Source organism: Actinomycetospora chiangmaiensis DSM 45062, from assembly GCF_000379625.1.
Taxonomy (GTDB): domain Bacteria; phylum Actinomycetota; class Actinomycetes; order Mycobacteriales; family Pseudonocardiaceae; genus Actinomycetospora; species Actinomycetospora chiangmaiensis.
Genome location: NZ_KB903246.1, coordinates 126537 through 142885, shown reverse-complemented (window position 1 = coordinate 142885; position 16349 = coordinate 126537). Strand labels below are relative to the sequence as shown.

The 16349-nt window shown below is 73.9% G+C and carries 18 protein-coding genes and 1 pseudogene; 13 read left to right on the top strand and 6 right to left on the bottom strand.

The features are described 5' to 3' along the window. Positions 1–11: 11 nt before the first annotated feature. The 5 genes from A3CO_RS40270 to A3CO_RS0126185 all read left to right on the top strand — a co-directional run bounded on the left by A3CO_RS40270 (position 12) and on the right by A3CO_RS0126185 (position 3353). Positions 12–479, top strand: coding sequence for a DivIVA domain-containing protein (locus A3CO_RS40270; RefSeq protein WP_018335232.1), 468 nt, complete (start codon positions 12–14; stop codon positions 477–479). Further along, positions 466–915 carry an SRPBCC family protein gene (locus A3CO_RS0126200; protein WP_018335231.1) on the top strand — a complete coding sequence of 150 codons (450 nt, stop codon included), beginning with the start codon at positions 466–468 and terminating at the stop codon, positions 913–915. Before A3CO_RS40270 ends, A3CO_RS0126200 begins: the two co-directional genes overlap by 14 nt. After that, positions 912–1565 carry a DNA-3-methyladenine glycosylase I gene (locus A3CO_RS0126195; protein WP_018335230.1) on the top strand — a complete coding sequence of 218 codons (654 nt, stop codon included), beginning with the start codon at positions 912–914 and terminating at the stop codon, positions 1563–1565. Before A3CO_RS0126200 ends, A3CO_RS0126195 begins: the two co-directional genes overlap by 4 nt. A 130-nt stretch (positions 1566–1695) precedes the next feature. Continuing rightward, positions 1696–1863 carry a DUF3117 domain-containing protein gene (locus tag A3CO_RS37315; protein ID WP_018335229.1) on the top strand — a complete coding sequence of 56 codons (168 nt, stop codon included), beginning with the start codon at positions 1696–1698 and terminating at the stop codon, positions 1861–1863. 2 nt (positions 1864–1865) lie between these two features. Further along, positions 1866–3353, top strand: coding sequence for a leucyl aminopeptidase family protein (locus A3CO_RS0126185; protein ID WP_018335228.1), 1488 nt, complete (start codon positions 1866–1868; stop codon positions 3351–3353). A 100-nt stretch (positions 3354–3453) separates the two neighbouring features. On the opposite strand, the gene A3CO_RS0126180 is transcribed toward A3CO_RS0126185, so the two are convergent. Then, positions 3454–4386, bottom strand: a complete 933-nt coding sequence (locus tag A3CO_RS0126180; protein ID WP_018335227.1) for a class I SAM-dependent methyltransferase — start codon at positions 4384–4386, stop codon at positions 3454–3456. A gap of 291 nt (positions 4387–4677) precedes the next feature. Here A3CO_RS0126180 and sigE point away from each other — a divergent pair, with 291 nt between their 5' ends. The 4 genes from sigE (at position 4678) to tatB (ending at position 8242) form a co-directional block, all read left to right on the top strand. Then, a complete protein-coding gene (gene sigE / locus A3CO_RS0126175; RefSeq protein ID WP_018335226.1) occupies positions 4678–5280 on the top strand; it encodes an RNA polymerase sigma factor SigE in 603 nt (200 codons plus the stop codon). Next, positions 5277–5936, top strand: a complete 660-nt coding sequence (locus tag A3CO_RS39210; RefSeq protein ID WP_018335225.1) for a zf-HC2 domain-containing protein — start codon at positions 5277–5279, stop codon at positions 5934–5936. Before sigE ends, A3CO_RS39210 begins: the two co-directional genes overlap by 4 nt. Positions 5937–6090: 154 nt before the next feature. Continuing rightward, the gene (locus A3CO_RS34410; RefSeq protein ID WP_018335224.1) at positions 6091–7755 is read left to right on the top strand and encodes a trypsin-like peptidase domain-containing protein; all 1665 of its coding nucleotides are present in this window, start codon (positions 6091–6093) and stop codon (positions 7753–7755) included. Positions 7756–7771: 16 nt separating this feature from the next. Beyond that, a complete protein-coding gene (tatB, locus tag A3CO_RS0126160) occupies positions 7772–8242 on the top strand; it encodes a Sec-independent protein translocase protein TatB (protein ID WP_018335223.1) in 471 nt (156 codons plus the stop codon). Positions 8243–8246: 4 nt separating this feature from the next. On the opposite strand, the gene A3CO_RS0126155 is transcribed toward tatB, so the two are convergent. Beyond that, positions 8247–8735, bottom strand: coding sequence for a MarR family winged helix-turn-helix transcriptional regulator (locus A3CO_RS0126155; RefSeq protein ID WP_033415056.1), 489 nt, complete (start codon positions 8733–8735; stop codon positions 8247–8249). A gap of 72 nt (positions 8736–8807) precedes the next feature. Here A3CO_RS0126155 and A3CO_RS0126150 point away from each other — a divergent pair, with 72 nt between their 5' ends. Further along, positions 8808–9695, top strand: coding sequence for a dioxygenase family protein (locus A3CO_RS0126150; RefSeq protein WP_018335221.1), 888 nt, complete (start codon positions 8808–8810; stop codon positions 9693–9695). A 31-nt stretch (positions 9696–9726) separates the two neighbouring features. Here the strand turns inward: A3CO_RS0126150 and A3CO_RS0126145 are convergent, their stop codons facing one another. Continuing rightward, positions 9727–10284, bottom strand: coding sequence for a helix-turn-helix domain-containing protein (locus A3CO_RS0126145; RefSeq protein WP_018335220.1), 558 nt, complete (start codon positions 10282–10284; stop codon positions 9727–9729). Between the two features lie 14 nt (positions 10285–10298). On the opposite strand from A3CO_RS0126145, the gene A3CO_RS0126140 reads away from it, so the two are divergent. Further along, positions 10299–10778 carry a GNAT family N-acetyltransferase gene (locus A3CO_RS0126140; protein WP_026205026.1) on the top strand — a complete coding sequence of 160 codons (480 nt, stop codon included), beginning with the start codon at positions 10299–10301 and terminating at the stop codon, positions 10776–10778. Between the two features lie 63 nt (positions 10779–10841). Here A3CO_RS0126140 and A3CO_RS0126135 read toward each other — a convergent pair whose 3' ends face one another. The 3 genes and pseudogenes from A3CO_RS0126135 to A3CO_RS34400 all read right to left on the bottom strand — a co-directional run bounded on the left by A3CO_RS0126135 (position 10842) and on the right by A3CO_RS34400 (position 13923). Next, positions 10842–11975 (bottom strand): Mrp/NBP35 family ATP-binding protein, encoded by a 1134-nt coding sequence (locus A3CO_RS0126135; RefSeq protein WP_018335218.1) that lies wholly within the window; start codon positions 11973–11975, stop codon positions 10842–10844. A gap of 159 nt (positions 11976–12134) precedes the next feature. Beyond that, a pseudogene (locus A3CO_RS34405) lies at positions 12135–12620 on the bottom strand (DUF1003 domain-containing protein); the annotation flags it as partial. Next, a complete protein-coding gene (locus tag A3CO_RS34400) occupies positions 12613–13923 on the bottom strand; it encodes a magnesium transporter MgtE N-terminal domain-containing protein (RefSeq protein ID WP_018335216.1) in 1311 nt (436 codons plus the stop codon). The pseudogene A3CO_RS34405 and the gene A3CO_RS34400, both read right to left, overlap by 8 nt. A gap of 172 nt (positions 13924–14095) precedes the next feature. Here A3CO_RS34400 and A3CO_RS0126120 point away from each other — a divergent pair, with 172 nt between their 5' ends. Then, positions 14096–15055 (top strand): HpcH/HpaI aldolase/citrate lyase family protein, encoded by a 960-nt coding sequence (locus tag A3CO_RS0126120; RefSeq protein ID WP_018335215.1) that lies wholly within the window; start codon positions 14096–14098, stop codon positions 15053–15055. 44 nt (positions 15056–15099) lie between these two features. Next, on the top strand, positions 15100–16293 hold the full coding sequence (locus A3CO_RS0126115) for an acyl-CoA dehydrogenase family protein (protein WP_018335214.1): 1194 nt from the start codon (positions 15100–15102) through the stop codon (positions 16291–16293). Positions 16294–16349: the final 56 nt, after the last annotated feature.

Genomic DNA, 16349 nt, shown 5'->3' with positions numbered 1-16349 from the left:
CCATCGGTCCCATGGGCAGTGCTCTGGTGTACGTCCTCGTCGTCGGGGCCGTCGCGGCGGTGATCTACCTCGCGACGTCGCTGCTGGCCGGGCGGGGGGAGGAGATGGCCCCCATGCCCCCGGGCGCCACGCCCACGCGGCTGCCGGCGCGGGACCTCCTCGGGTCCGACGTGCGGGGCCTGCGGTTCCAACAGGCGTTCCGCGGATACCGGATGAGCGAGGTGGACTGGGCGCTCGACCGACTGGCCGCCGAGGTCGACACGCTGCGTTCCCGCTTGGCGGTCCACGAGGGGCCCCCTCGCGCCGACGACGGGGACGCGGACGCGCCGACCGCGGTGCCCGGCACGGAGGCCGGGCGGAGCGGAGCCCGACCTGACGTCGGGGACCCCACGCCCACCGACCCCACCGACGTGAGCGGAGCGACGGGCATGACCACTTCAGCCGGAGCCACCGGAGGAGCCGCACATGGCCACCCGTGACATCACGGTCGGCGTCGACATCGACGCCCCGGCCGACGTCGTCTGGAAGGCCGTCACCGACTGGGAGGGCCAGGGCGACTGGATGCTCGGCACCGGGGTCCGGGTGACGAAGGGCGACGGGGTCGGCGTCGGGTCCGAGCTGGCGGCCACCACCGGCGTCGGGCCGCTCGGGGTCACCGACACGATGCGGATCGTCGGCTGGGACCCCCCGCACCGGGCCACCGTGGTGCACACGGGTTCCGTGGTGCGCGGGTCGGGCACGTTCACCGTCATCGAGCTGGGGCCGGGCCGGTCGCGGTTCGAGTGGGGGGAGCGCCTCGACCTGCCGCTCGGGGCGCTCGGCGCCCTCGGGTGGCCCCTCGTGTCGCCGGCGTTCGCCCTCGGGCTGAAGTACTCGCTGCGCAAGCTCGCGGCGCGCTGCGAGGCCGAGCGGTGAGCACGCCGCTCGACGAGGAGCGGGCGAGCGCAGCGACGGGGGACGACGAGCGGGCGAGCGCAGCGACGGGGGACGACGCGGTCGTCGGGGAGGACGGCGTCGCCCGCTGCCCGTGGGGCGCGCAGGACCCGCTCCTGCGCGAGTACCACGACACGGAGTGGGGGCACGTCCTGCACGGCCGGGACGCGTTGTACGAGCGGCTGTGCCTGGAGGCGTTCCAGTCGGGGCTGTCCTGGCTGGTGATCCTGCGCAAGCGCCCGGCGTTCCGGGCGGCGTTCGCGCGCTTCGACGTGGACGCAGTGGCGGACTTCGACGAGGGCGACGTGGAGCGTCTCCTCGGCGACGCGGGCATCGTCCGGAACCGGCAGAAGATCGAGGCGGCGATCTCCAACGCGGCGGCCGTGCTGCGGGTCGAGGCGGACGGGCCGGGCCTCGACGCCCTGTTGTGGTCCTTTGCGCCCGACCCGCCGCCGGCGCCGCCGCGCACCCTCGGCGAGGTCGCGGCGACGACGCCGGCGTCCACGGCGATGGCGCGGGAACTGCGCCGGCGGGGCTTCCGGTTCGTCGGTCCGACCACCGCGCACGCGTTGATGCAGGCCACCGGCATGGTCGACGAACACCTGGCCGGGTGCTTCCGCGCGACGCGCTGAGCGACACACCGGGGCCGATGATCGCTCCGGTGTCGTGGTCGGCGACGGAATGGGGAAGAATCGTCGCGCGGTGTGCAGCGTTCCCGCACTGGGTTCACTGCCACGACGACCATGTGGAGGGAGCACGACTATGGCGGCCATGAAGCCCCGGACCGGTGACGGTCCCCTCGAGGTCACCAAGGAGGGGCGCGGCATCGTGATGCGCGTGCCGCTCGAGGGTGGGGGCCGGCTCGTCGTCGAGATGACCGCCGACGAGGCGGGCGATCTGCGGGAGGCCCTCTCCTCGATCTCGTCGTAGCGGTGACCGCCCTGAGGCTTCCGGCCACGCCCTTCGCCGCGCCGACGCTGCCGACCCCGCTCGCGGAGATCCGTCTCGTCGACCCCGGGGTGGGCGCGTCCGGCGCGGCGCTCGTCCGCCTGTGCCGGACCGGCGACGATGCCGGGGCACCGGCCGACGCGCCGAGCGGCTGGGTGCCGTCCGCGGGTGCCGTCGCCGCGCTCGCTCCGGAGGACGGGGCGGGCCGATGGCTGGTGGGCGCCGGGTCCGCGGGCGCCACGGAGTGGCGTGGTGCGGGCGCGGCCGCCGTCCGCGTCGCGAGCGGCCGGTCCGACCCGGGCGCGCTGTTCGGAGCTTCGGCCGACGGCGGCCCGGCGCGCCTGCACGTCGTCCCCGAGGACGGCGTGACCCCGGACTGGGCGGCGCTGGCCACCGGGCTGCTCCTGGGCTCGCACCGTTTCTCGGTGCGCTCGTCGGCGCCCGCCGACCCGCCGCACGTGACGGTCGAGGTCCCGGCCGCCGAGCGACCCGTCGTCGAGCGCGCGCTCGTGCTCGCCGGCGCGACGGCGATCGCCCGCGACCTCGCGGACAGCCCGTCGGGTGCGAAGTCGCCCGAGTGGTTCGCCGAGCAGGCGCTGGCTGCCCTCGCCGCGGCCGACGGTGTCGACGCCGTGGTGCGCGACGAGCGGTGGCTCGCCGAGCACGGCTTCGGCGGCGTGCTCGCCGTCGGGGGCGGCTCGTCCCGTCCGCCGCGGTTCCTCGAGCTCACGTGGGCGCCGGCCGGCGCGGGGACGCACGTCGTGCTCGTCGGCAAGGGCATCACCTTCGACACCGGCGGCATCTCCATCAAGCCGAACGCCGGCATGGCCGACATGCGCACCGACTGCTCGGGCGGGGCCGCCGTGGTCGGCGCGCTCGCCGCTGTCGCCGCGCTCGACCTGCCGGTGCGGGTCACCGGGCTGGTGCCGCTCGCGGAGAACCACGTCTCCGGGTCGGCCTACCGGCCCGGCGACGTGGTCCGCCACTACGACGGCCGCACCACCGAGGTCACCAACACCGACGCCGAGGGCCGCATGGTCCTCGCCGACGCGCTCGGGTACGCGGTCGCGACGCTCGCCCCGGACGTGGTCGTGGACGTCGCGACGCTGACGGGGGCGATGAAGGTCGCCCTCGGCGTACGCACCGGTGGCCTGTTCGCGACGACGGACGACCTCGCGTCGGCGATCACGGCCGCGGGGGAGTCGAGCGGCGAGGCGTGGTGGCGCGTGCCGCTCGCCGCCGGGCACGACGGTGACGTCGACTCGCAGCTCGCCGACGTCCGCCAGGCCCCGCCCGGCCCGGGCGGCATCGTGGCGGCGCTGTTCCTCCGCCGGTTCGTCGGTGACGTGCCGTGGGCGCACCTCGACATCGCCGGCCCCGCCCGGTGCGACAGCCCGCACGAGGAGGTCGCCAAGGGTGCGACCGGCTTCTCCGCGCGCACCCTCGTGGAGTTCTGCGCCGCCCACGTCTGAGCCGCCCGTCCGAGCGAACGGCACCCTCGCAGCATCGCCGTGCTCGAGAGGGTCGTTCGTCCGGCCGGCGGTGCGGTTCCGGGCGGGGCGGTGCCGTCGCTCAGCCCAGCAGTGAGGCGCAGAGCAGCCCGTCGGACAGCGGCAGGAGCAGCGGGGCGAGCCGCTCGTCGGTGCGCACCATCCGCACCGTCTCGCGCAGGGCCGCGGAGATCGCGTCGCGGCGGGCGGGGTCGGTGACGCGCCCGGTCCAGCAGACGTTGTCGAGCACGACCACGCCGCCCGGGCGCAGCAGCCGGATCGCCTCGGTGAGGTAGAGCGGGTACTCGACGGTGGCGGCGTCGACCAGCACGAGGTCGTAGGCGGAGTCGGAGAGCCGCGGCAGCACCTCGAGGGCCCGTCCTGTGATCATCCGGACCCGACCGGACCCGAAGCCCGCCTCGGCGCAGGAGACACGGGTCAGGCGCTGGTGCGACACCTCGGTGTCGATGCTCGTCAGCAGGCCCTCGCGGGGCATCCCGCGCAGCAGGCTGATGGTGCCGACCCCGGCGCCGGTGCCGATCTCCACGACGGCACGGGCGCGACCGGCGGCGGCGAGGAAGGTCAGGGCCGCGGCGGCGCCGACCCCGACCGGGACGATGCCGTGTTCCGCGGCCCGCTCGCGTGCGGCGGCGAGGACCTCGTCCTCCGGACTGAAGTGCTCGGCGCGCGCCCGCAGCCGCTCGCGCTCCCCGGCGTCCTGGTCGCGGTCGTCGCGCACGTCGCCGTCCCCGGGACCCGGGGGAACCGGCTCGACCGGCACCGACCCGGCGTCAGGAGGGAGAGCGGGATCGGCGGACACGAGCCGCGGCAGCGTGTGCGGGGTGGTGGTCGCCTCCGCGGCGCCGGGGTCCTCGGGCACGCGCGGGCGGCCGGCGAAGGACGTGCTCGGCAACCGCAGCGGGCCGGTCGGCACGCGCGGGTAGACGGGGATGCGCGCGGTGCTGCGCCCCGGTCGGTGGGTGCTGCGGCGGCTGGCGTCATCGGTGCCCCGCACGGGTGTCCTCCCGGGGGGCGGGCCGGCCGCCGGCGGGGCGGGAGGGGGCGACGTGGGATCGGGACCGACGACTCGCAGTGTGCGCACGCGTCGCGTCCCCTCGAGTCCCCCGTCCTCGCTCACGCGGCCCAGGCTAGATCGACCGCGCCGGTCGATCACCGCGCCGCGCCGCGCGCGTCCGGATGGTGGCGCCCACGGGAGTGATGGCGGTCGCGTCGGCCGGGGGTGTTCCTCAGCCCCCTCTCAGACGAACCTCACCCGCATGTCATGACCGACGGAGAGAGTGTTGCCATGACCGAGACGCTCGCCGCGCGCCCCGACCACCGTGAGGGGCACGTCCCGGGCTTCACCGAGGACGCGGCGTCGACCCCGCCGTCCTGGGACGACGTCGTGCGCGAGCACGCGGACCGCGTGTACCGCCTCGCCTACCGGCTGACCGGCGACGCGCACGACGCCGAGGACCTCACCCAGGAGACCTTCATCCGGGTCTTCCGCTCGCTCGCCGCGTACAAGCCGGGCACCTTCGAGGGCTGGCTGCACCGGATCACGACGAACCTGTTCCTCGACATGGTGCGTCGCCGCGGCCGGCTCCGGATGGAGGGCCTGCCCGAGGACACCGACCGGCTCCCCGGCGGCGGCCCGGACCCCGAGCAGGTCTTCTCCGAGGCCCACCTCGACCCCGATCTGCAGGGCGCCCTCGACGAGCTCGCGCCGGAGTTCCGCGCGGCCGTGGTGCTCTGTGACGTGGAAGGGCTCTCGTACGAGGAGATCGCGGCCACCCTGGATGTCAAACTGGGGACCGTGCGCAGTCGAATCCACCGGGGCCGGCAGGCCCTGCGCAGTGCGCTGGAGCGTCGTCGCGGCGACGCGGAGCGGGCGGGGGAGCTGACGTGATCGGGCGCGCCCCGGGCGCGCCCTGGTCGCGCTGGTCCGACTCCGGCCACCTGACGCTCGACGCGGTCGTCGCCTTCGTCGACGGCGAGCTCGGCGAGGCCGCTGCCGGGCGGGCCGCCGCCCACGTCGACCACTGCCCGAGCTGTGCCGCGGAGGTCGCCGCGCAGCGGCAGGCCCGCCGTCGGCTTCGCGCCGCCGACTGCCCCGGCGTCCCGTCCTCGCTGCTGGCGTCGCTGCGCAACATCCCCGACGACGCCGAGCTGCCCGAGGCCCCCGCGGGGCTCGGGATCGACGCGCAGGGCCGCTTCGTCGTGCCCGCCGAGGCGCCGCCCGCCCGGCACGGCCGGCGGGGTGGTCGCGGTCCCCGTTCCCGACGACGGGTCCTCCCGGCCGTCGTGGCCTCCGGCCTCGTGGCCGGGGCGGCGGCGGTCGCGGGCCCGGTGCTCGCCGCGGGCGCGGTGTCCCCCGCACCCACCCCCGGGCGTGCCCCCGAGGTCGGTGCCTCGCTCACGGCTGCGGCGCCCGCGGTCGGCGACCGCGGCAACGTCGTGGTCGGCGCGGTGGTGCAGGACGCGGCGGCGCGCGCCGCCACGACGACGCCCACCACGCCGCCGATGGCACCGCCGGACGCCACCCGGGCGCGCCCGTCGTCCTGACCGCTCCTTCACGGACCGACCCGGACGATCGGGTGGTGTCGCCCCGGGAGTCGTCCGCGCTCTACCGTGGCAGGACGATGACCACCCACCGCGCGCGCCCGAACACTCCCGGCCCCCGGCCGGCGACGGCGGCGTCGTTGACGAGAGCGCAGCCATGAGCAGCCCCTGGTCGCGGAACGCGACGACGGAACGCCCCGAGGCGCCCCCGGAACCGGACACGGAGGCCGCCGCCGACGGCCACCGCAACGGACACGCACACCGCGTGAACGGCCGGACCAACGGCCACGCCGAGCCCAACGGCGACGCCGAGCCCAACGGCGACGCCGAGCCCAACGGCCATGCCGAGCGCAACGGTCATGCCGAGCGCAACGGCCACGCCGAGCCCGCCTCGGCCGACCTCGCGACCGAGTTCGGCCGGCCCGCCGGGTCCGCGGGCTCCTTCGCCGACCGCCCGACCACGGACGGGGCCACGGCACCGTCGGGGTCGCGGGAGCCGTCGGTCGCGCTGGCCGGCGCCTTCGGGCGGCCCGCCGACGCCGCGGAGCCGCTGCAGCGCCCGCGGGACGGCGCGCGGACCCCGACGGACGTCCCCGACGACTTCTGGGCCGGGGAGACCGCCGAGCGCGACCCGTGGCGCGACCCCGCGGCCGCCGTCGAACTGGGTGGGCCGGCCGTGCGGGAGAGCGCCCCCGCGCCCGACCGCCGCGCCACCGGGCCCCGCCTGTCGGCCCGCGAGCTGCTCTTCGGCCGCCGGGTCGCGCCGAGCGCCATCGCGATGCTGGCCGTGCTGGCCCTGCTCGTCGGGGCCGTCGGCGGCGTCGTCGGGCACCTCACCGCCGAAGGTGCGGCCACCGTCGTCGACCCGGGGGCCACCCTCGCGCAGGTCGACGCCGGCAAGGAACGGCCCGCGGGATCGGTCGCGGACGTGGCCGGGCGGGTCGTCCCCGCCGTGGTCTCCATCGAGGTGCGCTCCGGCACCACCGGCGGCACCGGGTCCGGCGTCGTGGTCGACCCGCGCGGCGACATCGTCACCAACAACCACGTCGTCTCCCTCGCGGCCACCGACCCGCGCGCGACGCTCGAGGCGGTGTTCGCCTCCGGCGTCCGCGCGCCGGCGCAGATCGTCGGGCGCGATCCGCAGACCGACATCGCGGTGATCAAGGTGAACGTCGCCGACCCGGTCGTCGCCCAGCTCGGGCGGTCGTCGGACCTGCGGGTGGGCGACGGCGTCATCGCGATCGGCTCGCCGCTCGGTCTCGCCGGCACGGTGACCACCGGCATCGTGAGCTCGCTGCGCCGGCCCGTGCGGCTCGACGCCGAGACCGCGAACGTGAACCCGGTGATCGACGCGATCCAGACCGACGCCGCGATCAACCCCGGCAACTCCGGCGGGGCGCTCGTGGACTCCACCGGAGCCGTCGTCGGGATCAACACCGCCATCCGCACGCTCGGGGGCTCGGACTCCTCGGGTCAGGGCGGGTCGATCGGCCTCGGGTTCGCGATCCCGATCGACGACGTGCGGGTGATCGCCGAGTCGCTCATCCGCACCGGCTCCTTCGCGCACACCGACCTCGGGGTGAACGCCAAGTCGGTCACCGACGGCACCTCCGACGGCGCGCAGGTGCTGAACGTCGTCCAGGGCGGCCCGGCCTCCCGCGCCGGGGTGCTGGAGGGCGACGTCGTCACTCGCGTGGACCAGCGCCCGATAGCCTCGGCGGACGAGCTGGTCGTCGCGATCCGGGAGCACCGTCCCGGGGACGCGGTGACGCTCGGGGTCGTCCGCGGTGGCCGGCCCCTGTCGCTGCAGGCGCAGCTGTAGGCCAGGAGGACCTCCGGTGTTCGAGAGCGTCGGGTGGGGCGAGATCCTCGTCCTCGCGCTGATCGGGCTGTTCGTGCTGGGCCCGGAACGGCTGCCCGGCGCCATCCGCTGGGTGGCCGACACCATGCGCACGGTCCGCGAGTACGCCGCGGGCGCCCGCGACCAGCTGCGCGACGAGATCGGGCCCGAGTTCGACGAGTTCCGCAAGCCGCTCGAGGACCTGCGCCAGATCCGCAACATGGACCCCCGGGCGGCCGTGCGGCGCTCGCTGTTCGACCCGGTCCAGGACGGCACCTGGACCGGCGCCGCCACGCCGGCCGACACGGCGCCCCCGCCCGTGAACGGCTCGTACGGCACGAACGGCTCGAACGGCATGGCCCACGGGCTCCCGGCGGCCGGGGCGGGCGGCACGATCAAGGGGCAGTCCGACCGGGCGACCCCGCTCCAGCCGGGCGAGGCGGCCCCGTTCGACCCCGACGCGACCTGAGCCCTCAGCAGCCCTGGCTCAGCGGGTTGGCGCGCATCTTCCCGCCGGGGTCGAGGCGGCGGAGGATGGCGCCCGTGATGGCGTCCAGGTCGGCGATGCGGTCGGGGCCCACGGCGTCGATCACGAGCCGCCGCACCTCGGCGGCGTGCCCGGGTGCGGCCGCGACCACCTTGTCCCACCCGGCGTCGGTGAGCCGGGCCATCGTCACGCGGCCGTTGTCCTGGCACGGCTCGCGGGTGACCCAGCCCTGCTTCTCGAGCCGCGAGACCACGTGGGAGAGACGGGACAGCGACGAGCTGACCATGGACGCCAGCTCGCTCATCGGCATGGTGCGCCCCGGCTCCTCGGAGAGCATGGCGAGGACCAGGTACGAGAACTGGGTGAGGCCGGCGTCGCGCTGCATCGCCGCGTCGAGCGCGGCGGGCAGCAGGGTGAACATGGCGGCGGTGCGTCGCCACGCCCGCTGTTCCTCTGCGGTCAACCAGTCGGCCATGTCCACCACTTTACACTTGATGCTTCAACTGTGCACGGGTAACGTCCGTGGCCGAACCATCACGTAGCAGGAGTGTCCGCCATGAGTTCCCCGTTCGACACGGCCGTCCCCGGCGCCGCCTTCGACGCCTTCATCGGCCCGGCCCGGGACACCGCGTCGGGTCGGCGTCCGTGGAGCCCGACCGACGGTCCCATGCCGGCGATCTACCTCTCGCACGGCGCGCCGCCGCTCTACGACGACGGCGGGTGGATGCGCGACCTCTTCGGCTGGGCGCACCGCATGCCGCAGCCGCGCGCGATCGTCATCGTCTCCGCGCACTGGGAGTCCGCCCCGCTGACCCTCTCCGCCCCGGAGGAGGGCACGCCGCTGGTCTACGACTTCGGCGGCTTCGCCCCGCGCTACTACACGATGACCTACGCGACGCCCGACGCGACGACGCTCGCCGACCGCGTCGCCGGCCTGCTGGGCGACGGCACCGAGCAGGTCCACCGGTCCGCCCGCGGGCTCGACCACGGCGCCTGGGTGCCGCTCTCGGTGATGTACCCGAACGCCGACGTCCCGGTGCTGCAGGTCTCCATGCCCGACGAGGACCCCGAGCGGCTCATGCGGATCGGCGCCCGGCTGCGCGAGCTGCGCCACGAGGGCGTGCTCGTCGTCGGGTCCGGCTTCATGACCCACGGTCTGCCCTTCCTCACCCGCGACATGCTGCGCGGCGACGCCGTGCCCGGCTGGACCGACGACTTCGACGCCTGGGTCGCCGACGCCCTCGCCCACGGCGACGTCGAGGAGCTCCGCCGCTTCCGCGACGCGCCGGGCATGCCCTACGCCCACCCCACCGCCGAGCACTACGTGCCGCTCTTCGTCGCCCTCGGCGCGGCCACCGATCCCGAGGCGCCCGTGCGCACGGAGATCGACGGGATGATGTGGGGCCTCTCCCGGCGCTCCTTCTCCCTCGCCTGACCCCGTCCCGACGACGGGTCGGGTCAGGTCGTCAGCGCCGGGTCACCGCCACCAGGTAGCGCACCGGCTCGTCGGTGGCGTTGCGGTAGACGCAGTCGACCGGCGGTCCGAGTTCGAGGCAGTCGCCCGTGTGCAGGCGGTGCACGGTGGTCCCCTCGACGAACTCCAGGACCCCCTCGAGCACCCAGATCCGGTGGCGCAGGAACGCGTGGGTGTCCGCGGCGAACCCGGCCTGCGCGTGCGGCGGCATCGTGACCTCGACGAGCTCGAGGTCACCCCCGGCCCGCGGGGAGACCGCCCGGCGGACGTAGCCCGACGTCGGGTCGGTCCAGGTCGGCTGGTCGGCGCGGCGGGCGAGGCGGTCGCCGCCCTCGGCGCGGGCGACGAGCTCCGACAGGCTCAGTCCGAGCGCCCCGGACAGTCGGCCGAGCAGCGCGGCCGTGGGCTGGGCCTCGCCCGCCTCGACCTTGGCGATCATCGCCCGGGACACCCCGGCGCGGTCGGCGAGCGCGCGGACGGTGAGGTCACGCTCCAGTCGCCGCTCGCGCACGACCGTGGCGAGCGAGGTCGTCAGGTCCACGGAGGTCACTATAGTGGCCGTTCATGCTGACCATCCGAGACGCAGGAGTGGACGACGCCGCGGCGTGTGCGGCGATCTACGCGCCCTACGTCCGGGACACCGTCATCAGCTTCGAGGAGCACCCGCCGTCGGCCGCGGAGATGGCGGACCGGATGGCGGCCGCGCACGCGTGGCTCGTGGGCGAGGACGGCGGCCGGATCGTCGGGTACGCCTACGCAGGCCGGTTCAACGACCGGCACGCCTACCGGTACGCGTGCACAGTCAGCGTCTACCTGGAGACCGGGCGCCGTCGGACCGGGGCCGGCCGCGCGCTCTACGAGGCGTTGTTCCCGCGACTGCGCGCCCGTGGCTTCCTCCGCGCGGCCGCCGGCATCACCCTGCCCAACGCGGCCAGCGTCGGCCTCCACGCCACGCTCGGGTTCGCGCCGATCGGCACGTTCCCACGCGTGGGGTGGAAGTTCGACGACTGGCACGACGTCGCGTGGATGCAGCGCGACCTGTGAGCCCGTGGCGCGCTGCTGCCACGGGACGTCAGCCGTGTGCCACCGCTGACGTCCGGCGGCGGGTCAGCGCCCGGCCGGCGAGATGTTCAGCGACATCCCGGCGAGCCCGCGGGCCCGGACGGTGAGGCGGTCGGCGACCTTGCGCAGCGCCTCGCCCGCCGCCGACTGCGGCGCCGAGAGCACCAGCGGCACGCCGGCGTCGCCGCCCTCGCGCAGGCGGGTGTCGATCGGGATCTGGCCGAGCAGCGGGACCTCGGAGCCGATCGACTTCGTCAGCGAGTCGGCCACGGTCTGCCCGCCGCCGGAGCCGAACAGGTCCATGCGCGACCCGTCGGGCATGTCCATCCAGCTCATGTTCTCCACGACGCCGACGAGGCGCTGGCGGGTCTGCAGCGAGATCGCGCCCGCGCGCTCGGCCACCTCCGCGGCGGCCTGCTGCGGTGTGGTGACGACGAGCAGCTCGGCGTTCGGGATGAGCTGCGCGACCGAGATCGCGATGTCGCCGGTGCCGGGCGGGAGGTCGAGCAGCAGGACGTCGAGGTCGCCCCAGAAGACGTCGGCGAGGAACTGCTGCAGCGCGCGGTGCAGCATCGGGCCGCGCCAGACCACCGGGGTGTTGCCCGGGGTGAACATGCCGATGGAGATGACCTTCACGCCGTGGGCCTGCGGCGGCAGGATCATCTCGTCGACCTTGGTGGGCAGGTCGGTGGTCCCGAGCATGCGCGGCACCGAGTGGCCGTAGATGTCGGCGTCGACGACCCCGACCTTCAGCCCCCGGTCGGCCATGGCCGCGGCGAGGTTCACCGTCACCGAGGACTTGCCGACGCCGCCCTTGCCGGAGGCGACCGCGTAGACGCGGGTCATCGAGCCGGGCTGGGCGAACGGGATGACGGGTTCGTCGGCGTCGCCCTTGACCGTCTTGCGCAGCTCGCGCCGCTGCTCGTCGTTCATGACGTCGAGCTCGACGGCGACGGCACTGACGCCGGACACCCCGGAGACCGCGGTGGTGACGCGGCTGGTGATGGTGTCCTTCATCGGGCAGCCGGCGACCGTCAGGTAGACCGCGACCTCGACCTTGCCGTGGTCGAGGACACGGATGTCCTTGACCATGCCCAGTTCGGTGATCGGACGGTGGATCTCGGGGTCCTCGACACCGCCCAGTGCGGTGCGGATCGCCTCGACGGACGGTGCAGCCATACCCCGATGCTACGTGTCGGTACCGACGGCCCCGTTCGACGGACCCGTGTGCTCCAGCACCCTCCCCAGCGCGCGCTCGACGGCCTTGTCCACCGCGCGTTCGAGGGCCCGCTCCAGCGTCTTGTCGAGGGACTTGTCGACCGCGCGGGTGAGGGCCTTCTGGGACTCGCGGTCCACCCCGGAGCGTTCCGCGCCCCGCTCGGCGAGCTCACTGCGCAGGAAGTCGCGGGTCACGGTCTCACCGACCGCGATCCGCACCGCGGCGAGCTCCCGCGAGAGGTACTCGGTGTCGGCGATGGTCCGCTGCGCCCGGGCGCGGTCCTCCTCCAGCGACACCCGGTCCCGGTCGTCCTGCCGGTTCTGCGCCAGCAGGATGAGGGGCGCCGCGTACGCGGCCTGGGTGGAGAACGCCAGGTTGAGCAGGATGAACGGGTAGGGGTCCCACTCGCCGATGATGCCGATCAGGTTCAGCGCGATCCAGATGATCACGAAGACCGTCTGCCACAGCAGGTAGGTCCCGGTCCCGAGGAAGCGGGCGAGGCGCTCGGCCATGCGCCCGAAGGCCTCGGTGTCGACGTCGACGCGGAGCCGGCGCTGGGGCCCGGCGGGCTGGTCCAGCCGCCGGCGGACGGAACGCTCAGGCACGGGGGGCTCCCTTGGCGGCGCCGGGGTTCGGGAGGGCGGACTCCGGGATGCGGATGCCGCCCGTCGTCGTGGGATCGGGGTCCTGGGACCGCCAGTCCTCGGGCAGCAGGTGGTCGAGGACGTCGTCGACGGTGACGGCGCCGAGCAGGTGGTCGTTCTCGTCGATCACCGGCCCGCACACCAGGTTGTACGTCGCGAAGTAGCGGGTCACCTCGGTGAGCGAGGCGTCCGGGTGCAGCCGGGTCAGCTCGGCGTCGAGCACCCCGGCCACCAGCTCGAACGGCGCCTCCCGCAGCAGGCGCTGGGCGTGCACGCAGCCCAGGTAGCGCCCCGTCGGCGTGGCCGAGGGCGGGCGGCAGACGAAGACCATCGAGGCCAGCGCCGGCGTGATGTCGGGGTTGCGGACCCGCGCCAGCGCCTCGGCGACCGTCGCGTCCGGGGCCAGCACGATCGGCTCCGGCGTCATCATCCCGCCCGCCGTGTCGGCGGAGTAGGTCAGCAGCCGGCGCACCGACTGCGAGTCCTCGGGCTCCATGAGGCCCAGCAGCTGCTCGGACTCCGGGTCGGGGAGGTCGGCGAGCAGGTCCGCGGCGTCGTCGGGGTCCATCGCCTCGAGCACGTCGGCGGCGCGCTCGGAGGCGAGGTGGCGCAGCAGGTCGCGCTGCTCGTCGTTCGGGAGCTCCTCGATGACGTCGGCGAGGCGCTCGTCGTCGAGACCGTCGGCCACGTCGAACCGACGGCGGGTCGGGAGGTCCAGCAGGGCCCGCGCCACGTCGGCGGGGCGCATGTCCTCGAACGTCGCGAGCAGCTGCTCGGTGCCCTGGCCCTCCTCGGCGAGCGAGAGCCCGCTGATCGCGGCCCAGGGCAGCACCTGCACCGGGCCCCGTCGGCCGAGAACCCCCACCCGTTCGGTGACAGCGAGCCGCGTGATCAGCCAGTCGCGGCTGCGGGTGTGCTCCATCAGCACGTCGACCACGGTGGCGTCGGTCTGCCGGTCGACGATCCGCACGCCGGCGTCGAGCATCTCGCCGACGACGAGGACCTCGTTCGGGCGCTGCGCGAACGGCCGCAGGTTGACCTGACCGGTCGTCAGGGTCACCGCCCCGGCGTCGATGGCGGTGATGCGCAGCATCGGCACGAAGATCCGTCGTCGCGACCCCACCCCGACGACGAGACCGAGCACCCGGGGCGGTCGCGGACCGACCGAGACGGCCGACACCGCGTCGCGCACGCGACCGATGTGTTCGCCGTCGGGGCCGAGAACGGGCAGACCGACCATCCGGGCGACGAACACCCTGGTCATCGCGGTGGTGGCGGGACGTGTCACGCGCTGAGGTTAGCGGCGTTGCCATCGCGGCTCGCGGCGGAGAGGGTGCTCACCTGAATCGGGACAGCGGTGTCGCCGCGTGTCAACATCCCGGTCAACCGTGCGCCTCCGCGACGACAGGCGGAGGCCTTCGAGGAGGTCAGTGCGAGTGAGTGTCGAGAACCGCCCGCGTCGGTCGTGTCTCGCGGTCCCGGGGTCGAGCCAGAAGTTCATCGACAAGGCGAGGACCCTGCCGGCGGACCAGATCTTCCTCGACCTGGAGGACGCCTGCGCGCCGCTGGCGAAGCCGGGCGCGCGCAAGACGATCGTCTCGGCCCTGAACGAGGGTGGCTGGGAGGGCAAGACCCGCGTCGTCCGCGTGAACGACTGGACCACCGAGTGGACCTACCGCGACGTGACAGAGGTCGTCGAGGGCGCCGGGGCCAACCTGGACGCGATCATGCTGCCGAAGGTGCAGACCGCGGCGCAGGTGCACGCCCTGGACTTCCTGCTCACGCAGATCGAGAAGTCGATGGGCTACGAGGTCGGCCGCATCGGCATCGAGGCGCAGATCGAGAACGCCCTGGGCCTGACCAACGTCAACGAGATCGCGGCCGCGTCCCCGCGCATGGAGACCATCGTCTTCGGCCCGGCCGACTTCATGGCCTCGATCAACATGAAGTCCCTCGTGGTCGGCGAGCAGCCCCCCGGCTACACCGAGGGCGACGCCTACCACTACATCTACATGCAGATCCTCATGGCGGCCCGCGCCTACGACCTGCAGGCCATCGACGGCCCCTACCTGCAGATCCGCGACGTCGACGCGTTCCGCCGCGTCGCGCAGCGCTCCGCGGCGCTCGGCTACGACGGCAAGTGGGTGCTGCACCCCGGCCAGATCGACGCGGCCAACGAGGTCTTCTCGCCCAACCAGGACGACTACGACCACGCCGAGAACATTCTCGACGCCTACGAGTACTTCACCTCCGAGGCCGGGGGCAAGAAGGGCTCGGCGATGATCGGCGACGAGATGATCGACGAGGCCTCGCGCAAGATGGCCCTGGTCATCGCGGGCAAGGGTCGCGCCGCCGGCATGACGCGTGGGGAGCGCTGGACCCCGCCGGAGAGCTGAGCGCATACTCGCCGGTAACAAACCTTCGTCAGGAGCTCATCGTCATGGCACGTCTCGCCCAGACCGCCGGCCTCACCGAGGTCCAGGAGGAGATCCTCTCCACCGTCCGCGACTACGTGGACAAGGAGATCATCCCGAAGGCCCAGGAACTCGAGCACGCCGACGAGTACCCGCAGGAGATCGTCGACGGGATGAAGGAGATGGGCCTGTTCGGGCTCATGATCCCGGAGGAGTACGGCGGCCTGGGCGAGTCGCTGGCCACCTACGCGCTGACGGTCGAGCAGATCGCCCGCGGGTGGATGAGCGTGTCGGGCGTCATCAACACCCACTTCATCGTCGCCTACATGCTCATCCACCACGGCACGGAGGAGCAGAAGCAGCGCTACCTCCCGAAGATGGCGACCGGCGAGATCACCGGCTCGTTCTCGATGTCGGAGCCGGAGCTCGGCTCGGACGTCGCCGCCATCAAGACCCGCGCGACCCGCGACGGCGACGACTACATCGTCAACGGCGCCAAGATGTGGCTGACCAACGGCGGCTCGTCGAACCTCACCGCGGTGCTCGTCAAGACCGACGAGGGCGCGGAGAAGCCGTACCAGAACCTGACGACGCTGCTGGTGGAGAAGCCGCGCGGCTTCGGCAAGGTCGCCGAGGGGCTCTCGGTCCCCGGCAAGATCGACAAGATGGGCTACAAGGGCGTCGACACCACCGAGATGGTGTTCGACGGCTTTCGCATCCCGCAGACCCAGGTCCTCGGCGAGCTGCCGGGCAAGGGCTTCGCGCAGATGATGGACGGCGTCGAGGTCGGCCGCGTCAACGTCGCCGCCCGCGCGTGCGGCATCGCGATCCGCGCCTTCGAGCTCGGCATCGAGTACGCCCAGCAGCGCTCCACCTTCGGCAAGCCGATCGCGCAGCACCAGGCGATCGCGTTCAAGCTCGCCGAGATGGCCACCAAGGTCGAGGCCGCCCACCTCATGATGGTCAACGCCGCCCGCCTGAAGGACCGCGGCGAGCGCAACGACGTCGAGGCCGGCATGGCCAAGATGATCGCCTCGGAGTACTGCAAGGAGGTCACCGAGGAGTCGTTCCGCATCCACGGCGGCTACGGCTACTCCAAGGAGTACGAGATCGAGCGGCTCATGCGTGAGGCGCCGTTCCTGCTCATCGGCGAGGGCACCTCGGAGATCCAGAAGACGATCATCAGCCGGGGTCTGCTCAAGGACTACAAGCTGCGCTGATCCGGCTCCTCCCCGGTGGCAGCGAAGCGTCGTTGCTGTCATCCAGTGGCAGGGAG

Bases quoted from the DNA above. Each gene is read 5' to 3' on its own strand.
- A3CO_RS40270 (WP_018335232.1), top strand. From the start codon at position 12: ATGGGCAGTGCTCTGGTGTACGTCCTCGTCGTCGGGGCCGTCGCGGCG.
- A3CO_RS0126200 (WP_018335231.1), top strand. From the start codon at position 466: ATGGCCACCCGTGACATCACGGTCGGCGTCGACATCGACGCCCCGGCC.
- A3CO_RS37315 (WP_018335229.1), top strand. From the start codon at position 1,696: ATGGCGGCCATGAAGCCCCGGACCGGTGACGGTCCCCTCGAGGTCACC.
- sigE (WP_018335226.1), top strand. From the start codon at position 4,678: ATGACCGAGACGCTCGCCGCGCGCCCCGACCACCGTGAGGGGCACGTC.
- A3CO_RS34410 (WP_018335224.1), top strand. From the start codon at position 6,091: ATGAGCAGCCCCTGGTCGCGGAACGCGACGACGGAACGCCCCGAGGCG.
- A3CO_RS0126155 (WP_033415056.1), bottom strand. From the start codon at position 8,735: ATGGCCGACTGGTTGACCGCAGAGGAACAGCGGGCGTGGCGACGCACC.
- A3CO_RS0126140 (WP_026205026.1), top strand. From the start codon at position 10,299: ATGCTGACCATCCGAGACGCAGGAGTGGACGACGCCGCGGCGTGTGCG.
- A3CO_RS0126135 (WP_018335218.1), bottom strand. From the start codon at position 11,975: ATGGCTGCACCGTCCGTCGAGGCGATCCGCACCGCACTGGGCGGTGTC.
- A3CO_RS34400 (WP_018335216.1), bottom strand. From the start codon at position 13,923: ATGACCAGGGTGTTCGTCGCCCGGATGGTCGGTCTGCCCGTTCTCGGC.
- A3CO_RS0126115 (WP_018335214.1), top strand. From the start codon at position 15,100: ATGGCACGTCTCGCCCAGACCGCCGGCCTCACCGAGGTCCAGGAGGAG.